We start from the raw sequence: 19,218 nt of genomic DNA on the forward strand, positions 1-19,218 counted from the left end.
TACATCTGATTTGATACATCGACAAATTCTTGTGGTGAGAGGGAAGAAAAGAAGGAAGGGCGGTGGGCGGGAGCGATCGGAAAAAGACACGTTTGCCTTTCTTCTGCCGGATCGCAGGGCGCATCCCACCTCTTCCTGATTCTCTTATTTGCCGTGCAACAATATCTAAAAATGGCATATTTATTAAATTTAATAATGCTGATTTGCATTTTTTAGCCATACTCATAGAGAAAAGAAAATACTGACCCTGGCACTTTCGCTTTCTTCTCATACTTCCTGTTTTTATAGCGCTCTGGTTAAGAGCAGCAGGCGACTGTATCTGCGTAATTCTTTAGCAAATAAAGAGAACGCACAGCTTTTTCGCTCATTCATAAAAAAGCGCGTCGTTCTTTCAATGTGACTCACCCTGCCTGTTTGGCTTGTAGCTCCTGAATGACCTGAAAAATATGTATTTGAGATCGTCCGAAGCGAGTAAGATCATAACACACAATGACATCTTTAAAGCGAATTTGCTTCAACAACTTTTCAAATTCAGCACGTTTAAAATAATAAAAAACCAGCTTTCCGACATGACGGAAAACTGGTTTTTTATCGCATTAGGGTTTGGGGATAGTAAGAGGCACCGAAGAGGTAACCGAACGCTTTGGAAAACGAACGTGCATGGATGAAATCATGGCAACAAAGTGTTCAACAAGTTCCGGATCAAATTGTGTACCTTTTCCGTTTTGCAATTCGGCGAGAGCTTTCTCATGAGAAAGCGGACTACGGTATAACCGTTTTCCTGTCATGGCTTCCCAAGCATCGACAATTGCCATCATCCGACATAGTAGAGGAGCTTCTGTTCCACACAGCTTATCGGGATAGCCTCCTCCGTCAAAACACTCATGGTGCCAACGTGTCATTTCTACAATCCGCTTATCGATATGATAATGTTTTAAGATATGGTAGCCAAACACAGGATGCTTCTTAATATGCTTTATTTCTTTCTCCGTTAGTTTGCCGCGTTTATGCAAAACTTCGGGCGCAAGCTCTAGCTTTCCGATATCATGAAGAAACCCGCCCAGCTTCGCGATGTAGCATTCCTCGCTTGTTAATCCCATATAGGAGGCAAACCTCTCCATCAATACAGCTACTCTTTTAATATGAAGAAACGTGAGCGAATCATGCCGATAAATAAGCCTCATGACCTGCTGATACGCATTAAGCATACAAGCCCCTCCCCCATTTCTTATCAGTTCAACACGTGAGTATGAGCCGATATCCCGCATCCCTCTTTAAACGGGCATATGACGCACGCGGAGCGTTGCCCTGCTTTTTCATAATTCTTCGGCTGCTCAAGCAAGTCTCTAATTACAGTTATGTATGTGAGTGCTGGTGCCACATCGGAAGAAACCGGATGCCAACTTTTTCTTTTTCCTGACAATAAAGATATAATTTCAATTCTCTCGGGAAGAATGCCGAACGCTTCCTGTGAGAAAAGAACAGCAATATGTTTATAGGACGTGAAAGATTCCTCATCTTCTTCAAGCGTAAACTTCTTTATGACAAATGAAGAACCCGTGCCTTGCACAATTTGAAGCGTGATAGATAAGTCAAGAGCTAACTCTTTACTTGTTACCTTCACTTTTTCAAAAAGCATGAGCGGCGGATCAGCCTGGCAGTCCTCAAGCAAATATTGGACAAGATAATTACTGACATGTGCCAATACGGTGTAATAATGTCCCTTTGATTCAAATAAGCTGGGCTGTTTAATCCAATACATATCGATAAGCTTCAATATACCGGATACAGAACGAGCTTGTGCGGGAAACTGGAAGTAATGCTCGATAATCTGGCGAACGATACGCTGAACGACCTGCTTCCACGTATAAGATTCAAGCTGTCCCTTTTTCGTTTGTCTGAGATAGAATTGATACGGACACCGGATAAATTCTTCCATATGCCGGTCCGTAAGTGTCTTTACGGAAATCAGACGTTCTTTACCGTTCATCAGGCGTGCCTCCTATCTTTGTTTCCTGTCTCTATGGCAAAGGGGAGTAGCTATACTTCACCGAAGAGTAGCCATTCCCCGTCACTGTTTACTTTATCTCTGCTTTATCCCAATAGCCTGGGCAAATTGCTCCCCGAAAGATTTGCACAGATCGATATCCGAGCCTACGGGCGCAAGTTCGATTTTCAATCCCTTGGCGACTAATGTTCCGCCACTTTCTTGAACTCTTTGCTCTAATAAATCTACCGCTCCACAAAACTCAGCATAAGCCGTATCCCCGGACCCAAATACAGCTAGGCTTTTCCCGGTAAAATCTACGTCCTCCATATCATCATAAAAATCCAGGAATTCATCCGGAAGCTCCCCGTCTCCCCACGTGTAGGCGCCAAGTATAATACCGTCATACTCATGCAACTCATCAACCCGTATATCCATCACTTCTTTTTTTACGACTTCCACTCCGGTCGACTGTAACCCCTCTTCAATCAGGTCGGCCATTGCTTCCGTATTCCCTGACATACTTGCATAAATAAGTATTACTTTGGCCATTTGACTTCCTCCTTTTTGTCACTGTGTATGAACGCTTATTATGTATATGGACAAATTCAATAATGATAATCATTATCATATAAAATAATAAGAGATATTGATAATCATTGTCAACTGTATTTTAAATAAAACCAGAAAAACTTTTCTTTCTCCACCAAATATAGTAAGATAACAACGATTCATAGAGATAACTTTTTCAAGAAAAAACCCCTTACCATGGGAATGGAAGGGGCATTTTTCAATGGATAAGAAACGATATGTCGCTGTAAAGTAAGAAAGCGACATATCGTTTCCTCCGATTGTATTACTTGAAAAACTCGCGAGGCGCGTGGCACGGTGGGCGAAAAAGACCGACAACTGTCTCCCGCATAGAGATACCCAGATGTTTTGTCGGTCCGCTCGAAGTGACATAAAGCGGCCGTTTGACTTCTGTGTGGAAAAAGGACGAGCGCAGGCGCCCGCGAGTTTTTCTTAATGAGTACTTTTATAGCTTATGAGGTGAAATCATGCAATTGAAACGAATGATTTTTATTATTATTTATTATTTTGGAGCTGGCTACTTATTTGCCCGTATCTTCAAAGCTTTATTTCCTACCGCCTCCACAACCACATTTAGCCTATCACTCATCGTCTTTATATTATTGGTCGGAGTTATTGAAGTAAAATACATATCCAAGCCGTTTAAATAAACTTCGTTTATTACAAATCATCAAACCCGTTCGCCGTTGTGACTTTCGCGTACGAACGGGACTTGCCCTCGAAAAAGTCAGTTTTTGTCTGATTAAGCGCCTCATCTGAGAACGGACGTATCCATGGCATGCAGTTATCCACACCTGTATACACTTTGGCAAACCCCATCATATGCAAACGCTTGTTAGCAATGAACCTAATATAATCGGCGAACTCTTTTAAATCGATGCCGTCTATTCCCTGCAATACATAATGAGCCCATTCGACCTCTAGCTGTACCGCTTCATCGATCGTATCGTATACATATTGTCTGTTCGCCTCTGTGTTTAACTCTGGAAAATCAGCCAACAGCAGCTTGCACACTTCTCCGAAAAAGTAGGAATGCTGCGCTTCATCCCGCTGAATATAGCTAATCATCTGACTTGTACCAAGCATTTTTTGGTTGCGAGCCAAGTTATAGAAAAATGCAAAACCGCTATAAAAGAAGATTCCTTCAAGAATCATATCGGCTACAATCGCCTCGAAAAATGTTTGTGGACTTTTTTCATCACGGAAGCGTTGATAAACTTTGGCTATAAACAGATTGCGTCGGCGTAATACGTCATCATGCTTCCAGTACTCAAACACTTCCTTCTGGGTCTGGTAGTCCGCAATGCTTGAGAGTACATACGAATATGATTGATTATGAATAACTTCCTGTTGATTAATGATAGCTGCAATAGCAACCAGTGATGAGTCTGTGAAGTATTGCCCTACATCCGTGACAAAATTCGTCTGCATACTGTCCAATACAGCCAACAGGCCAATGATTTTCTTGTACGCCTCCTGCTCGGCTATACTTAATTCTTTAAACTGCTGCTTGTCTTTATTCATTGGAATCTCGGATGGAATCCAATGATTAGCGATTAACACTTTATATAATTTATACATCTCCGGATGCCGGATATCATCCCAATTAAGGATGGAGGAGCACTCCCCACCAATAATCTTCGTCGCCCGGTTAGGCGCTTCCGTATTGAATACTTCCTGAACTTTCAGCATTATTCATTCTCCTTCTCTTGTCACGTTTGTTACATGCACGATTCACATTCGTCCATCTCGACCGCACGACTGCGTACATAATATGTGGTCTTAAGTCCATTCTTCCATGCACTGATATGTAGCTGCAGGAAATCACGCGCATGAATATCTGGCCGTACATAGAAATTAAAGCTTTGACCTTGATCGATGTGACGCTGACGCACAGCCGCCTGCTGAATAGACCAGTGCGGATCGATATGGAAAGCTGTCTTATAATGCCAGATCGTCTGCGGTGATAAATCTGGCGCTGGATTGGCGATTTTGTATGTGGTCTTCTCTTCATATGAAATCAACTCATATACAGGGTCAATCGAAGCAGTCGATCCTGCGATAATAGAAGTCGATCCGGTCGGAGCAATGGCAAATAGGTAGCCGTTGCGCATTCCATTTTCCGCCACGTCCGCAGCAAGCTGCTTCCATTCCTCCGTATCATATTCCCTTTGCGTGAAGAATACGCCGCTCTCCCATTCACTGCCTGCAAACAGAGGGTAGGCTCCCTTTTCTTTCGCTAATTCCATCGAAGCCTGAATCGCAAGATAGTTTATCCGTTCATACAGACTCCCATTGTACGCCACCGCTTCTTCGCTCTCCCACTTAATTCCTTTGCGCGCAAGCAGATGATGTAGCCCGAATGTTCCTAGACCGACAGCACGGTAGCGCTTATTTGTGCGCTGTGCCTGTAGCACTTCAATTTTGTTAATATCGATAACATTATCCAACATGCGAATTTGGATTGGGATTAGCCGCTCAAGCACTCCGTCCGGTACGGCTCGTCCAAGATTAATGCTCGAAAGGTTACAAACGACAAAATCGCCTGGCGTTTTCCGAATTACAATCTCCCCATCCTCCAACATTTCTTCCTTTACTGTCGTAGCAGACATGTTCTGCAGGATTTCGGTACACAGATTGCTGGAATAAATCATGCCTTGATGCTTGTTCGGATTTGCACGGTTAACCGTATCCCGGTAGAACATAAACGGTGTCCCGGTTTCCAACTGCGAAATCATCATCCGCTTCATAATATCAATCGCCGGAACAGTAATCCGGCTTAGGGATGGGTGATTAACACATTCTCCGTATTTTGTGCGGAAACTGCCCTGCCCCGGTTCCTCATCGTAAAAGTCTTCTAACGAATAACCCATTACCTGTCGTACTTCATGCGGGTCAAACAAATGAAACTCTTCCCTGTTCTCTACCGCTTCCATAAAAATATCTGGAATGCAGACGCCTGGAAAAACATCGTGCGCCCGTAACCGCTCATCCCCGTTATTTAGCTTCAAATCCAAAAAGGCAAGGATGTCTTTATGCCACACGTCCAGATAGACAGCTACACTTCCTTTTCGTGTACCGAGCTGGTCTACGCTTACCGCTGTATTATTTAACTGCCGAATCCAAGGGATAACGCCACTCGATTTATTTTCATAGCCGCGAATGGACGAGCCACGAGCCCGTATTTTTCCCAGATAGGTCCCGATTCCTCCGCCCATTTTGGATAGGCGGGCGATATCTGTATTGGAATCATATATACCTTGAAGCGAATCATCTACCGTATCGATGAAGCAGCTCGATAATTGGCCGCCACGCGCTTTTCCCGCATTGGACAACGTCGGTGTTGCTACGGTCATGTACTGATTGCTAAGCGCCCAGTACGCTTCTTTTACTAAAGCCAGCCGCTTCTCCTCCGGCTCGTTTATCATAAGCTGCATCGCAATAATCATGAACCGTTCTTGTGGAAGCTCGAACATTCGTCCCGAAAAATCGGTCGTTAAGTACCGTTCCGTTAGCGTTAACAGTCCGATATATGTAAATTTCTTATCCAGCTCAAAATCAATGACATCGCCTAATTCTTCAAGATTTTCCTTGCTGTATGTATCAAGAAGCTCACGCTTATAAATATCCTGATCCGTCAACTGCTTAACCAGACGGTAGAAAGAACCATATGGCTGCTCCACATATGATTTATAGCCACGATTACGTGCCGCTTCCTTATATAATTTAGTCAAATAAGCACGGGCGGCCACATATGTCCAGTCTGGCTCTTCTTTTGAAATCAGCTCAACAGCTGATGTATACAACGCCCGTGTGATATCTTCCGCTTGTATCTCTTCTTTGCTTACTTTCGCTTGTACGCCAGCCATCCATTGCTCCTGACGTAGGTGCGGAAAATCATCTAGCAGCCGGGCCATATAACGTCCAAGGCGCTCTTCGTCTAAGCGCATCCTGCGATTCTCTGATTTTATTACAATACTCATATATTTGCCTCCTTTAGAATTGCTTATGGAAATAAAAAAGCACCTTTTCCCATGAGAAAAAATGCTCCATCTTCATTCGTATTCAGCCGAAATCGCTGGACAGACGTGCTGCGCTTCCCTATCCAGTTCTTAGCTTGCCGTCTACACTTCCCCATTCCTCGTGGTTCTATCAGTGCTTTTTATGGCAGGTCTCCTGGCTTCGGATCATTGCGCGCATTCCGGCCTTCCCATATCGCTTTTGCAACACAGTGGCATAATTGAAGCATGCTCCCCTTTACAGTGGCGGGACCGCGTCGGAATTACACCGACTTCCCTTTTAAGCAATTGACAGTACATTTGTCAATCGCACCATAAAAACTCAATATTTAGTTGTTGATTTAAAAGATAACACAATATCTTGATTATAACAAGAGAGAAAAAACTTGGTTCCTTTGAAAATATTATAAAATTCTCTTGGAGTAAAGCTGTAAGACCGTTTTCTACTTTACCACGAAGAAACTAAGTATAAAAGACTTGCGAAATCTATAAAATGATGCTCTAACCTAATAAATTTCGATTAAAAAATCCTATATACCTATTGATTTTTGTCAAAAAAATCAAAATTAAATATTACATTAAATGGAAAAATGATGAGAAGTCGCAGGAATATGGAGTGATACAGAGTATATGCCATAATTTCTACCTATTTACCAGCTAAGGCTGGCCTAGCCTATATTTAATCGAATGCTAGGGAGATATATCAGATTTAGGAGCTTTGATGAGCAGGGAATTTACATTTACAATGGTAAAGTCGGTCAAATTACATGTGAGGTGAATCTGTGGACATAAAAAAAGAACTAAAAATCAAAGTAGAGAATGTAACCAAAATCTTTGGCAAGCACCCAAAGAGAGCACTTCGCCTTCTTGAAAGTGGCAGCAGTAAGCAGGAAATTCTGCAACAGACAGGGTGTACGGTCGGAGTGAGCCGAGCTAATTTTGAAGTGTATCAGGGTGAAATCTTCGTAATCATGGGCCTTTCCGGTAGCGGCAAGTCGACATTAGTCCGAATGCTAAACCGGTTGATTGAACCGACAATAGGCCATGTACTTGTTGATGGAAAAGATATCGTCAACATGACAAAAGATGAATTACGAAACGTTAGACGTAAAAAAATGAGCATGGTCTTTCAAAAGTTCGCTCTCTTTCCCCATCGAACCATCCTGGAAAATACGGAATACGGACTGGAGATTCAGGGAATCGAAAAAACTGCAAGGCGGCAAAAAGCGATCGAAGCTTTAAAGTTGGTCGGTCTAGAAGGATATGAACATCAATACCCTAGTCAGTTAAGCGGGGGCATGCAGCAGCGTGTCGGCTTGGCCAGGGCGTTGGCGAACAACCCGGATGTTCTATTAATGGACGAAGCGTTTAGCGCCTTGGACCCTTTAATTAGGAAAGACATGCAGGATGAATTGCTTGAGCTTCAATCCTCCATGGAAAAAACGATTATTTTTATTACCCACGATTTAGATGAGGCGCTACGCATCGGGGATCGAATCGCCTTGATGAAAGATGGAAAAGTCGTGCAAATCGGTACACCTGAGGAAATTCTGCTGAATCCTTCTAATGAGTATGTTGAACGATTTGTAGAGGATGTAGACTTATCAAAAGTCTTGACCGCAGGACATATCATGAAACGAGCTGAAACGGTGCAAGTTGAACGAGGACCAACAGTGGCGTTAAATCTCATGAGGAGTCTAAAAATTTCGTCTATTTATGTAGTAGATAAGAAACAAAAACTGCTAGGAGCGGTTACTGCAGACGGTGCGAAAGAGGCGATCGAAAAAAACCTTCCACTGGAAAGCATACTATTTAAAGACATTCCTACGGTTAAAGTGGATGATCTGTTAACGGATTTATTCGAAAAAGTGTCTATCGCTAAAATCCCGGTTGCAGTCGTGGATGAAACGAATAGATTAAAAGGCATTGTGATTCGCGGAGCATTGATTGGCGCACTGGCAGGAAACGCGGCGTTCATCAATCAAATGGATCTGCCGGATAAACAAGCTGCAGTTTCTGCCCCTCTAAGGGAGGTGAAGTAAATGAACGATTTTTTACCGAAACTTCCTCTAGCAGATTGGGTGGATGGAATAGTAAATTGGTTAACAGACCATTTTGGTGAAGTATTTGACGGGATTTCTAATGGCGTTGCAGCATTTGTGCAAGGAATTGGAAATTCGCTTGGTTTTATTCCGGTTATTTTGCTTAGCCTAATCATTGGCTTGCTCGCCTGGAAGCTTTGTAACTGGAGAATCGCGCTGTTTACTTTTGTCGGGTTGATTCTCATTGATAACCTGGGCTATTGGCAACAAATGCTTGAAACGATTTCCCTTGTCCTTACGTCCGTTCTGCTATCGGTTTTGATAGGTATCCCTGTCGGAATTTGGGCTTCACAAAGTGGGTCCGTCAAGAAAATCGTAACTCCGATTCTTGACTTTATGCAGACGATGCCTGCCTTTGTCTATTTATTGCCCGCTATCTTCTTTTTCAGTATCGGCGTTGTACCAGGGGTTGTAGCATCTGTAATTTTTGCAATGCCGCCAACGATTCGTCTAACGATCCTCGGCATTCAGCAAGTACCCGCGGATTTAATTGAAGCAACAGAAGCATTTGGTTCAACTACAAAGCAACGCTTGCTAAAGGTACAGCTCCCGCTTGCTATGCCGACCATTATGGCCGGTATCAATCAAAGCATTATGCTGGCATTATCCATGGTCGTTATCGCTTCTATGGTAGGCGCTCCCGGGTTAGGTGCAGAAGTATACAGAGCAGTTACCCAAATTCAAACCGGTGTTGGGTTTGAGGCTGGTCTTGCTATCGTTATTATCGCAATCATACTTGATCGCATCACACAAAACATGGGGAAAAAGAAAAAGGGGGACATTCAAAATGTTTAAAAAATTAATCTGTATGATAACGCCAGCCTTGCTGGCTCTCAGTCTAACTGCATGTGGTGGCTCAGGGCAAACAAATGCGACAAACGGCGCTCCGGCATCCGTCGGAGAAAGCGTAAATTATAAAATCGTCGGAATCGATCCAGGTGCCGGCCTTATGAAAGCGACAACCAAGGCAATCGATACGTACGGCCTCGAGAAATGGAACCTTGTTGAAGGCTCCGGTGCAGCCATGACGGCCGCATTAAAAAAAGCGTATGATAAAAAAGAACCGATTATCGTTACAGGCTGGACACCGCATTGGATGTTCTCGAAATTCGATTTGAAATACTTGGAAGATCCAAAAGGCGTTTATGGAGAGGCAGAAAATATTCATACGATTGCCCGTAACGGATTAAAAGAAGAGCATCCAAACGCATATAAAATTTTAGACCAATTCCATTGGACCTCGGAAGATATGGGAACAGTCATGAGTATGATTGAAGATGGAGCAGCACCAGACAAAGCGGCTGCCAAATGGGTCGAAGAACATGATGACCTCGTAAAAAAATGGACCAACGGAGCCGGTAAAGGTAATGGCGAAAAATTAACCATTGCCTATGTAGCCTGGGCCAGCGAGATTGCTAGCACAAACGTAATTGCGAAGGTGCTTAAGGATATGGGCTTTGACGTAACACTGCGTCAGGTCGAGGCAGGTCCGATGTGGGCCGGAGTGGCTGATGGAAGTGTAGACGCACATGTAGCGGGATGGCTACCGATTACCCATGCCGACTACGTTTCTAAATTTAAAGGGAAATTCGAAGACCTTGGGACCAATTTAGAAGGAACCAAACTCGGTCTTGTTGTACCAAAATACATGGATATTACTTCAATAGAAGATTTGAAAGAGAAATAAAAGCAGCATAGCAAATATTTTTACTTATATCAAAACAGGCTTAAAAACTGAATGTTTTAAGCCTGTTTTTTTCTATACGTATACAAAAATTATATGGCGGCTGTCGAAGGCTGCTTTCTCGCTCTTCTTTTACTCCACCCTACTGAGAGGATTACACTACCAAATAAAATTACCGCCCCAAACATGTAAGGCAAATGAATATTAACATCGTACAATATTCCCGCAATCGAAGGGCCGATGATGTTTCCAAGGCTCATATACGCATTATTCATTCCTGCAACAAATCCTTGTTCATCCCCTGCCATCTTCGACAATAGCGTGTTAATCGCCGGACGCAAAAGGGACGTCGCGGCAAAGAAGAGCAGTGTAATTGCAAGAATGGACCAGAAGTTGCCGGGTAATACCATAAGCAAAAGCGAGACTGCTGATAAAACAAAAGAGATGTTCACAATTTTTTCTTCGCCGAAACGCTGGACAAGCCGGTCAATGACTACGGCTTGGATGAGCGTGCCAAGCAAAGCACCAACGGTAATAATAATGGAGATATCCTTTGGCGTAAATCCATATTTTTGATCAACAAACAAGCCAAAAATCGCCTCAAAGTTTGCCAATCCGAAAGTAAGTGTAAAAATGAGAATTAACAGCATGAGATAAGGGGCTTTAAATGACAGTATGAATTGTGTAATCATACTTTCGCGCTTTTTTTCTGAAGCTCTTGCTTTCATCTGCAATTCCTTTGTTAATGTTTCCGGCAAGAACAAAAGAGAAATGACGGTTGATATTCCAGCTACAGCTGCCGCTATATAAAAAGGAAACCGAACTCCATATTCAGCAAGGAAACCGCCAATGCCGGGACCGATAACGAATCCGAGCGACATCGCTGCTCCAAGCAAGCCAAGTCCTTTGGCTCGTTTCTCTTCCGTCGTAATATCCGCAACATAGGCCAACATGGGCGGAATCATACAAGCAGCACCAGCTCCGCCTAGAAGTCTCGAAGCATACAGCATCCACATTTCGGTTGCAACCCCGAATATCCATTGTGAAACACCAAACGTGAAAAGCCCCAATACGATCATCATCTTCCGGCCGTATTTATCTGATAGCTCCCCTACAATAGGAGAAAAAGCAAACTGAGTCAATCCAAAAGCCGCCACCAGATACCCCATTGCTTGACCGCTTGCCCCAAACTCGGTCAAAAACGCGGGCAAAACAGGAATGATTAACCCGATACCAACCATGCCGATGAACATATTGAGCATCAGAATAAATAACGGCTTATTTTTTTGTTTCGTTGTAGACATTACGTTTTTTCCCCATCCAATCGTTTAATGTGCAAAACCTCCGTTCAATCCAACCGGCTCAATAATCAGCTTTTTCATTCTATTATATTGTTTTGCATTGTTCAATCATTAGTTTCATCCAGGCCCAAATGAAGAAATCTTACATGTCTGATAACATACATGGCAGGCAAAAGCAGCTATCCCGTTTGCATCAAGATAGCTGCTTTGAATTATTCTTTATTACTTTTTAGCTTTTGAAAACAGAATAATCCCTCTCCTTTCCTTATTTTAGCTTCTCCAAATTGTTAATCATGAAGGCTACGATATCCGTCATTAATTGATATGTTTTTTATCAATCAGAATAAAGGTATTACTTTTGCAACCAGGGCATCCTTGATTTTTTAACTCTTCGATTGTGAAGAAGTCTCCCTGAATGCCGACGCGAATGGATTCTCTGCACTGTTTACACTGGTAGGTACGTAACGTTCGTTTAACCTCACCTGTATACAGCGCATCTTCGAAAGTGGTGGTAACATTAGGCGATGTTAAATCTGTCGTCTTAAGAACGATCATCTGCCCCCTATTTCCAATCATCTGTGCTCCTTCATATTCATTAAAGTGCAAAATAATTTCTCTAACGGATAGGCCCATACCCACAAACTCACGCTGTAATGCCAATGTAAAATCAGGCGATTTATGTGCGAATGACAAGAAAATTGGCAATCCCTTTTCTCTTTTTAAGGCACTTATTCCACGAGAAATGAACAGCGCCATCCCTTGTAATGTATAAGGCGGGTCCGTGAAAAAGCAATCGTATTGTCCATGCAATTCCTCTGGAAGTGGTTGTCGCAAATCTATGTTGTGACACATAACCGCTAATCCCTCTCGCTCTGCTATGTCACGAATGTATTGCAGGAATCGATCATCAATATCTACAACGCTAATCGACGCCCTTTGATTCCTTGTATTGGGAAACAAGCGTTTCAGTAGAAAACCAAGCGACACACTAACCAAGTCGTCATCGCCAACACACAAGACTTGTTTTCCGATTAGCGAATGCTCCCTTAAGCAAAGGATCGCCCGACGCAAGCTAGTCTCGGGTGTGCACTTCGACTGATCGATTTGCACATTAACTTGTGGACGCATGTGGAATAGTTCGGTGAGTATGGATAAAATATCCGCTAATTCTGTTTTCCAATCCGTCCCATTCGCCATGAGTTTCTTATATAAAGCTTTATTTAATCCGCCATATCCTAACTTATTTTCGATATAGGCAATTCCTTCACGAGTACAATGCACACCCCGATCCTGCATTAACACTCCTGTCTTAATTAGTTCCTTCTTAATCGCGGTAGCAACCGGAACAGGCAGAAACGTCTTTCGCGCCAACTCTTTTGTGGAAATTCCAGGTTTTATATAACATTCCACTAAAAGCTGCTCAATTACCCAAGAACCTTCCTGAAGGCGTACGTTTGCATTTGTTTCTTCTATATAATTTTTCATGGAATCACTCTCTTATCATCGATATTTTTAACGCGCTATTCCCATTATGAAAAATATGTGCCAAATACAAATATTTTCCTAAAAACCTCAACAAAAAGGCAGAAAATGAACAATTAGTCCATCTTCTGCCCTTTTAAGGGAATTGGCTGCAAAGCAAGTTCTTGCCAGGATACAACAGGTAATAAAAGAAACCTTCTCCCGACATACGTATAAAAAACAAAGCCGTGCATAAGAGCACGACTGTCCGCAGTCAATTACATATAATGGATGGCCGTTGTGTTCTTAACTAGTATCAGTTCACCTGTTTTTATCCACAGCAAATAAACCACTGGAAAAGTGGATTTTTGCTAAAGGAACAGAATGAACCATATGAAATTGATTAATTAGTTAAGAACCAATACCGACATCAAGACAACCCCTATTTTTAAAGTTAATCTCATTATAATTTGAAAATATTAGAAAATCAAGGGTAATTCACTGTAGAAGGGTTCACGAAAACTGGCTCCCCGGAAATCCATGTTTCACACACTTCAATCGGACTGTTGGACAATACAACAAAGTCGGCTAGCTTTCCCCCCACACAATGAATCTAACTTTAAATTTTCCTGTCTAAAACCTTCACTAAAGAGATATCCTTCCTTTTCAATTTAAAATGTTGGCTTATTTTATTAAATGTAGAAAATAACTAAGAAGCAAACTCGACATATAAAAAACACTGATGATCGATACTCAAGATCATCAGTGCTTCTGTCTATTTATTCAGAGTAAACAATTTTCTTTATCGTTTCTATTGAGAGAAAATATTCCTCAGCTAGTTGATTAAAAGTCCTGCCATTTTTAAAAGCATTTTTAATGGAGACATTTCTGTCATCAATCAATTTTCTTCCTCCAGAAAGTGTACCCCATTTTTGATATGTCGTTTTTTGTTTAGGAATATAAATGGTTTTTCCTTGAACATACTTTTGGATTTCTAATACTAGCTCTTCAGGTAAAATAGTGGTTGCTTTTACATATTTCATTTCTGCCAGCCCCTTATTCTTTTTTCAAAAATAAAAATAAGGTGCAAAGCCAACCGTATTAGAAATGATATATGCTTACTTGGGCGATTTTATTTTAGATTAAAGTCCACCCCATGCAAAGTATCGCCTCCAATACCAGGCTTTGCATGAGACGTTGCAGAATCTGGCAATCTAATCTCAGCTACCATTCTTAACCACCTCCCCGACATCCAAATTAATCATGCTTTTAATCTCATTATTATAGAATAAATTGAACCTTATTGCATTCTGTTGCTTGCAAATCCGTTTGGATTCGGCTGTTTTATGTTCAAGCTTATTTTTTAACACGTTTTAATATAAAGGCAAAAATAAATACAACAAGAGTACAGACAAATAGATTTGCTGCTAACATTCCTATTCCTATGCCATACCACGGACTGAATACACCTACTGTTACGATAAACCAGCAATACCAAGGCTGATTTTTGTAGGCAAATAGATTTTTCCTGAATGAAAATACATAGTCAACAATCCAAGCAGGAGCATGTATAGCACCCCGAGCGTAGGGCCGCTTCCATGCGGGAGACAAACCGACGCCCGTTTGGGGCACGGTGTGGTGACGATTCACTCTGGATCGTACTGGATAATCAACACCCTTGTATTTTTATGTTACCTCATCTCCCAGATACGTATTTTTCTCCTTGCACTTCATGCTAAAATAAGGAAAAAAAAGAGAGGGATGGTCTTGAAAAATCATATTAGTTCCGTAATTGATTGGATATTTCTCATATTTTTACTCTGTACTTTGCTTATACAAATTTCCTTTAAAATGATGCTAGGTGCCGATATCCCTATTGTCATAAGCAAAGAAGAATTTGATGATTTTCTTTATTTTTCGGTATGGATATTTATTTTATCAGCAGCCTATATCATTTTAAAATTCAAAACAAATAACGGACATAAAATGGCGATTACTACTTCTGCTCTTGCCTTTTACCTATTTATTTGGATTCTTATTTTAAAAAATACAATCAGCAATCCACACCCTCAGCTATTGCTATATAGTGCCTATATAGGTATTGCTACAAATGTGCTTCTTATGTTGACCTTATTGGCTACATTCTTTTATAAAAGAAACTGGATCCATGCTTAATCTTAAAACTTGGCTATTATCAAGCAGTCAAGTATTAGTTGTCCTGACGGAAAATCTCCGCAAGATGGAAAGCACACAGAATGGTAAATCAATCACTCTTCTCCTTTGTCCTTATCCTATATCAACTATACCCCTCGGAAAAATTATCCAAAACTTATTTTGCCGTTACAGATAAAAACCAGCAGGGCTTACCTTGCTGGTTTTTTATATGTAGACAGAACTTCCACCGACTCACCATTACATCCATCTAGAAAATAACGTGTTTCCGCTTTTTCTCTGCTAGTTTCTTTCTTGATTTGTGAACAGGTAACCTTACTTTTCCCTTTTCCTGTACCAGTAAATTTGTCAGCAGCATTATCGATAACAATATGAATCCTGCCCCCCTCGTAATCAAGCTCGCGGAAAATTGGATCTCCTTCTATCGTATATTGTACTATCTTCACATTTGAATCTTTCTTTTTTTGTACGTTTAACATAAAAACTTCCAGCTTTTCTAAGTTAAACACTTGTCCATGAACCCCAACTACATCCCCACTCCTCATTGCCATTTCAAGAGGATAACCTGTTTCGTCCTGCTGTTTTGTTGAACTCCAGTTGTTAGTAGGACTCTGCTCATGTTTACATGAAATCAACACAATTGCGATTAAAAAAACAACTATTTTTCGCATAAGCTTTCCACCTTAATCGCACTTTATTTTTCGAAAGAGACATAATTAATAACTGTCTCAAGTAGATAGCTTGGACCCTTTATCTCTACCCTTGAGCCAATAAGCAAAGGAACAGTTCCTTTTTCCAACTCTGCGCCCTTTACATTTGCTTTCGTTTTCAAGGTAATAACGGCAGATGATTTATTCGGGACTGTGCTTATTCTCATCGTTCCATCCTCTTTTATTGTTATGCTTTTACCAGGCTTTAACTCTACGGACATGACTTCCCCCATTATTTCTCCGTTCTCTTTGTTTTTTACAATATCCCCTTGCTTAATCCGTTTAACAATAAACGTGTATTCAGCGCTATTATACAAACTGTACACAACCTCTTTCTTTGCTGACTGTATTGCTTCAGGTTGCATCACTTTCGCACCAACAGCTACGATACCAGAAAGGATAAAAATGAAGAATAATACATCAATTGGATTTATCTTTCCCCACATTTTTCCCTTATCATCAATCACTATTATTCTCTGCCCCCATCCTATATCCATTATTGTAATTTAGATAGATTATCGAAATTCAGTTTTCATTTATATACATCTCACTTTATAAATTTACATATTCTTGTGGTGAGAGACCTCTTCTTTTTCTGAATCGCCTCCTTCCAACCACGCTACCCTGTCAAACTATCAAGTGTAATTTATATAAATACGGATTTACCACGTTAAGCTATACAATACAACATGGGTTATGTAACACAATTCTTAGCTTAGTTAATCCTCAAAAATTAGGTACTATCTTTATTAAGGCACTCTTACATTCGATGATATAATAGAAAACTTTTCAAATTCCAAGCCCTCCTCCTCCATAACAAATCGGGCTAGTAACTTTTTGTCTTGGTAGTAATAATAAAGTAAGATCACAGTTTTCTGCTTATTTTTTATCGAAGCGGTATCCAAATCATATTTTACCTTTTTTTCAAAATAATTCAATTAATAGTAGCAACACTATATGCTCATTCAGTTAAAACTTTTCGATACCAGCAAAGCAAAAAATACTATCCTTTCTCTAAAATAACGCAAAGGATAGTGTTTTTCTTTCGCTGCTTCTGGGTAAATCCTAAAATCGTACAGTTGCCGGTCGATGCCGAACGCACCATTCTTTTCTATCCATCTATGGATACCAAGGGTGTTGATTGTTCCAAGAGGAAAAAACCACCACAACGGGAGACAAACCGACGCCGTTTGGGGCACGGTGTGGTGACAATTCACTCTGGATCGTACTGGATAATCAACACTCTTGACATATTCCTTTTTGCTTGTACATAGTTTGATAAGAGGATATTCTCAGAAGGGAAGTCATCTTATTGAAAAATAAAACTTTCCTCTTTAATCTAGACGGTTATATACGAAGCTTTCTATTTCTTTCTTTGTGTACAAGTCTCCTATTTATTTTAATCGGGTTTATCTGCACATTAAAAACCGACATTTCTTACGTAGAGGAATTTACAGCAGATATGTCTGTAGATGTTCTGAAACAAGCAATAAGTTTTGAAATACCCTATTCCACAATAAGAGAAGAAGAACCTGTATCTTTAGAAAAAGTATTTTCCTTTTCTTTAAAAACAATGACAGATATTCATGTAGATGATCAACTAAGCCTTGTAGAACATGAATTACCAGGACTAAGCCTTTTTGAAGGTGTAGATTTAACAGCAAACATGGATGCTAATAAATTTAGGGCAGAATCACCCATTTCTTTAGAAACTCCTCCTTTACCTACGGAAAAAGAAATCGTAAAAAATCCACAGGAAGAAAGTACAAAAAATGCTGATGAACCCGTAGAGAAAGGAAAAGTATTTATCTACACTACACATAACACAGAATCCTGGACATACCTAGCAAAAGAACCAAATGTGAAAGATTCTAAAAGTAATATAACACTGGTAAGCAAAAGGCTTGGAAAAGAGCTGGAAAGAAGGGGAGTCAAGACTATTGTTGATGGTACAGATCACCAAGAAATGCTTAAAAAAAGAGAGAAGCCGTATGCCTTTTCCTATGCTATGTCTAATAAAACAGTAAAAGCAGCATTGAAACAGCACAAAGATATTGAATATATTTTTGATCTTCATATAGATGCTGCTAAAAAAAGCTTAACAACCGCCACGATTAATGGAAAATCTTATGCAAGAATGTCCTTTATTATTGGGCTAAAAAATCAGGACTGGAAAAATAATTCTGCCCTTGCAAAAGACCTTCACTATAGACTTAATAAAGGATATCCAAAAATATCCAAGGGTGTATTAGGAAAAGGAAGTCGTGGAGACAATGGTGAATATAATCAATCTCTTTCACCAAATAGCGTACTCATTGAAGTAGGTGGAATTGACAATACACAAGAAGAAGTAAATAATACAATATCAGCCTTAGCAGATGTGATTACAGACATATATTTTGAGAAGGATAAAAAAGTAAATGCTCCAGCTTCTCCAGCACAGAAAAGGTGAGATGCCTTCCAAGTACAAAGTAAAAATAACCGGCCTGGATAGAATCAGGTCGGCTGTAAAAACAACGGTTATATTCTACCTTGTTGTTTCTTTTAATTTCTCAAGTTCTCTTTGTACTTCTTCTTCCATCGTAGCGTGAATTGAATGAGCAGGAAGGGCTTGTGATGGCCGAGATAAATAACTGCTTGCTTCTGCCTCTGCTTCCATAAGTAAAATTCGCTCTTCCGCACGAGCAAAGCCATTTGCCGTTTTATCTGTATCGAATGAAAGCATTGTATTGTTCATCTGTTTATATGAGTAAGCTACATTCGCCCTTGAAAGCAAGAGAATTCTTCTGTGTTTTAATTCATTAACCTTGTCTTTAAGCTCATTTACCTTTTGGTGCAGCATGATTGTCTGATTTGTAATTGTTTCATATTGCTCTCGATAAAGGCTCAGCTTTTTTTCATGAATGAGTTTTTCTTGCAGAGCTACTTTTGCGATTTGTTCCTCGCCTCGCTCTACAGCGAGTTTTGCCTGGCGGTCCCTTTTGGCGATCAGTTCTTCCATTTCACGTAGTAGCAATTTTTGTTTTTTCTCAACAAATATTTGATTTGCAAGCGCCTGTTGTCCTTTGAGAATCTCCTCGTCTAGTTCTTGTACATAGTAGTTCAACATGTTGATGGGATCTTCCGTCTTATCAAGTACCCCATTAATTTCAGCAATAGCTATATCCTTCATTCTTTTAAAAATTCTCATA

The 19,218-nt window shown here is 40.6% G+C and carries 19 protein-coding genes and 1 riboswitch; of the genes, 7 read left to right on the forward strand and 12 right to left on the reverse strand.

The genetic code is table 11. The features are described 5' to 3' along the window. The first annotated feature begins 10 nt into the window (after positions 1-10). Positions 11-139, forward strand: coding sequence for a hypothetical protein (locus AF333_RS36985; RefSeq protein ID WP_268753639.1), 129 nt, complete (start codon positions 11-13; stop codon positions 137-139). 262 nt (positions 140-401) lie between these two features. Here AF333_RS36985 and AF333_RS37715 read toward each other — a convergent pair whose 3' ends face one another. The 4 genes from AF333_RS37715 to AF333_RS22840 all read right to left on the reverse strand — a co-directional run bounded on the left by AF333_RS37715 (position 402) and on the right by AF333_RS22840 (position 2,539). Continuing rightward, positions 402-560: a recombinase family protein gene (locus AF333_RS37715; RefSeq protein WP_080787898.1), complete on the reverse strand. Its 159-nt coding sequence runs from the start codon at positions 558-560 to the stop codon at positions 402-404. A gap of 36 nt (positions 561-596) precedes the next feature. Beyond that, positions 597-1,208 (reverse strand): HD-GYP domain-containing protein, encoded by a 612-nt coding sequence (locus AF333_RS22830; RefSeq protein WP_043067768.1) that lies wholly within the window; start codon positions 1,206-1,208, stop codon positions 597-599. A gap of 23 nt (positions 1,209-1,231) precedes the next feature. Beyond that, positions 1,232-1,990, reverse strand: a complete 759-nt coding sequence (locus AF333_RS22835) for a hypothetical protein (protein WP_043067769.1) — start codon at positions 1,988-1,990, stop codon at positions 1,232-1,234. 93 nt (positions 1,991-2,083) lie between these two features. Beyond that, entirely contained in the window at positions 2,084-2,539 is a 456-nt protein-coding gene (locus AF333_RS22840) for a flavodoxin (RefSeq protein WP_043067770.1), read from the reverse strand. 506 nt (positions 2,540-3,045) lie between these two features. Between AF333_RS22840 and AF333_RS22850 the strand changes: the two genes are divergently transcribed. Continuing rightward, the gene (locus tag AF333_RS22850; RefSeq protein ID WP_043067772.1) at positions 3,046-3,228 is read left to right on the forward strand and encodes a hypothetical protein; all 183 of its coding nucleotides are present in this window, start codon (positions 3,046-3,048) and stop codon (positions 3,226-3,228) included. A 10-nt stretch (positions 3,229-3,238) separates the two neighbouring features. Here AF333_RS22850 and AF333_RS22855 read toward each other — a convergent pair whose 3' ends face one another. Beyond that, positions 3,239-4,270 (reverse strand): ribonucleotide-diphosphate reductase subunit beta, encoded by a 1,032-nt coding sequence (locus tag AF333_RS22855; protein ID WP_407638661.1) that lies wholly within the window; start codon positions 4,268-4,270, stop codon positions 3,239-3,241. 29 nt (positions 4,271-4,299) lie between these two features. Beyond that, complete coding sequence (locus AF333_RS22860; RefSeq protein WP_043067773.1) at positions 4,300-6,561, reverse strand: ribonucleoside-diphosphate reductase subunit alpha; 2,262 nt, start codon at positions 6,559-6,561, stop codon at positions 4,300-4,302. Between the two features lie 166 nt (positions 6,562-6,727). Beyond that, positions 6,728-6,929, reverse strand: a riboswitch (cobalamin riboswitch). Between the two features lie 450 nt (positions 6,930-7,379). Here AF333_RS22860 and proV point away from each other — a divergent pair. Genes proV through AF333_RS22875 form a run of 3 tightly spaced genes read left to right on the forward strand, consistent with a single transcriptional unit; the run spans position 7,380 to position 10,386 of the window. Next, positions 7,380-8,639: a glycine betaine/L-proline ABC transporter ATP-binding protein ProV gene (gene proV / locus AF333_RS22865; RefSeq protein ID WP_043067774.1), complete on the forward strand. Its 1,260-nt coding sequence runs from the start codon at positions 7,380-7,382 to the stop codon at positions 8,637-8,639. Beyond that, the gene (locus AF333_RS22870) at positions 8,640-9,494 is read left to right on the forward strand and encodes an ABC transporter permease (protein WP_043067775.1); all 855 of its coding nucleotides are present in this window, start codon (positions 8,640-8,642) and stop codon (positions 9,492-9,494) included. Continuing rightward, a complete protein-coding gene (locus AF333_RS22875; protein ID WP_043067776.1) occupies positions 9,487-10,386 on the forward strand; it encodes a glycine betaine ABC transporter substrate-binding protein in 900 nt (299 codons plus the stop codon). Before AF333_RS22870 ends, AF333_RS22875 begins: the two co-directional genes overlap by 8 nt. A gap of 89 nt (positions 10,387-10,475) precedes the next feature. On the opposite strand, the gene AF333_RS22880 is transcribed toward AF333_RS22875, so the two are convergent. The 3 genes from AF333_RS22880 to AF333_RS22890 all read right to left on the reverse strand — a co-directional run bounded on the left by AF333_RS22880 (position 10,476) and on the right by AF333_RS22890 (position 14,188). After that, positions 10,476-11,687: an MFS transporter gene (locus AF333_RS22880; protein ID WP_043067777.1), complete on the reverse strand. Its 1,212-nt coding sequence runs from the start codon at positions 11,685-11,687 to the stop codon at positions 10,476-10,478. Between the two features lie 312 nt (positions 11,688-11,999). Beyond that, entirely contained in the window at positions 12,000-13,169 is a 1,170-nt protein-coding gene (locus AF333_RS22885; protein WP_043067778.1) for a bis-aminopropyl spermidine synthase family protein, read from the reverse strand. Between the two features lie 755 nt (positions 13,170-13,924). Next, entirely contained in the window at positions 13,925-14,188 is a 264-nt protein-coding gene (locus AF333_RS22890) for a CD3324 family protein (RefSeq protein WP_043067779.1), read from the reverse strand. Between the two features lie 724 nt (positions 14,189-14,912). Between AF333_RS22890 and AF333_RS22895 the strand changes: the two genes are divergently transcribed. After that, on the forward strand, positions 14,913-15,320 hold the full coding sequence (locus AF333_RS22895; protein ID WP_043067780.1) for a hypothetical protein: 408 nt from the start codon (positions 14,913-14,915) through the stop codon (positions 15,318-15,320). Between the two features lie 188 nt (positions 15,321-15,508). On the opposite strand, the gene AF333_RS22900 is transcribed toward AF333_RS22895, so the two are convergent. Both AF333_RS22900 and AF333_RS22905 read right to left on the reverse strand, forming a co-directional pair. Beyond that, the gene (locus tag AF333_RS22900; RefSeq protein WP_052812321.1) at positions 15,509-15,988 is read right to left on the reverse strand and encodes a DUF4362 domain-containing protein; all 480 of its coding nucleotides are present in this window, start codon (positions 15,986-15,988) and stop codon (positions 15,509-15,511) included. Between the two features lie 23 nt (positions 15,989-16,011). Continuing rightward, positions 16,012-16,494 carry a DUF4330 domain-containing protein gene (locus tag AF333_RS22905; RefSeq protein WP_043067781.1) on the reverse strand — a complete coding sequence of 161 codons (483 nt, stop codon included), beginning with the start codon at positions 16,492-16,494 and terminating at the stop codon, positions 16,012-16,014. 995 nt (positions 16,495-17,489) lie between these two features. Between AF333_RS22905 and spoIIP the strand changes: the two genes are divergently transcribed. Then, complete coding sequence (gene spoIIP, locus AF333_RS22910; RefSeq protein ID WP_235496896.1) at positions 17,490-18,479, forward strand: stage II sporulation protein P; 990 nt, start codon at positions 17,490-17,492, stop codon at positions 18,477-18,479. Positions 18,480-18,554: 75 nt separating this feature from the next. Here spoIIP and AF333_RS22915 read toward each other — a convergent pair whose 3' ends face one another. Then, positions 18,555-19,217 carry a PspA/IM30 family protein gene (locus AF333_RS22915; RefSeq protein WP_043067782.1) on the reverse strand — a complete coding sequence of 221 codons (663 nt, stop codon included), beginning with the start codon at positions 19,215-19,217 and terminating at the stop codon, positions 18,555-18,557. Between the last annotated feature and the right edge of the window lies 1 nt (position 19,218).

This window comes from Aneurinibacillus migulanus (assembly GCF_001274715.1).
Lineage (GTDB): Bacteria > Bacillota > Bacilli > Aneurinibacillales > Aneurinibacillaceae > Aneurinibacillus > Aneurinibacillus migulanus.

Excerpts from the sequence above, each read along its gene's own strand:
- AF333_RS22880 (WP_043067777.1), bottom strand. The coding sequence starts at position 11,687 with ATGTCTACAACGAAACAAAAAAATAAGCCGTTATTTATTCTGATGCTC.
- AF333_RS22900 (WP_052812321.1), bottom strand. The coding sequence starts at position 15,988 with ATGCGAAAAATAGTTGTTTTTTTAATCGCAATTGTGTTGATTTCATGT.
- AF333_RS22850 (WP_043067772.1), top strand. The coding sequence starts at position 3,046 with ATGCAATTGAAACGAATGATTTTTATTATTATTTATTATTTTGGAGCT.
- AF333_RS22870 (WP_043067775.1), top strand. The coding sequence starts at position 8,640 with ATGAACGATTTTTTACCGAAACTTCCTCTAGCAGATTGGGTGGATGGA.
- AF333_RS22835 (WP_043067769.1), bottom strand. The coding sequence starts at position 1,990 with ATGAACGGTAAAGAACGTCTGATTTCCGTAAAGACACTTACGGACCGG.
- AF333_RS22860 (WP_043067773.1), bottom strand. The coding sequence starts at position 6,561 with ATGAGTATTGTAATAAAATCAGAGAATCGCAGGATGCGCTTAGACGAA.
- AF333_RS22875 (WP_043067776.1), top strand. The coding sequence starts at position 9,487 with ATGTTTAAAAAATTAATCTGTATGATAACGCCAGCCTTGCTGGCTCTC.
- spoIIP (WP_235496896.1), top strand. The coding sequence starts at position 17,490 with ATGTCTGTAGATGTTCTGAAACAAGCAATAAGTTTTGAAATACCCTAT.
- AF333_RS22915 (WP_043067782.1), bottom strand. The coding sequence starts at position 19,217 with ATGAGAATTTTTAAAAGAATGAAGGATATAGCTATTGCTGAAATTAAT.
- AF333_RS22830 (WP_043067768.1), bottom strand. The coding sequence starts at position 1,208 with ATGCTTAATGCGTATCAGCAGGTCATGAGGCTTATTTATCGGCATGAT.
- AF333_RS22885 (WP_043067778.1), bottom strand. The coding sequence starts at position 13,169 with ATGAAAAATTATATAGAAGAAACAAATGCAAACGTACGCCTTCAGGAA.
- AF333_RS22890 (WP_043067779.1), bottom strand. The coding sequence starts at position 14,188 with ATGAAATATGTAAAAGCAACCACTATTTTACCTGAAGAGCTAGTATTA.
- AF333_RS22855 (WP_407638661.1), bottom strand. The coding sequence starts at position 4,270 with ATGCTGAAAGTTCAGGAAGTATTCAATACGGAAGCGCCTAACCGGGCG.
- AF333_RS22840 (WP_043067770.1), bottom strand. The coding sequence starts at position 2,539 with ATGGCCAAAGTAATACTTATTTATGCAAGTATGTCAGGGAATACGGAA.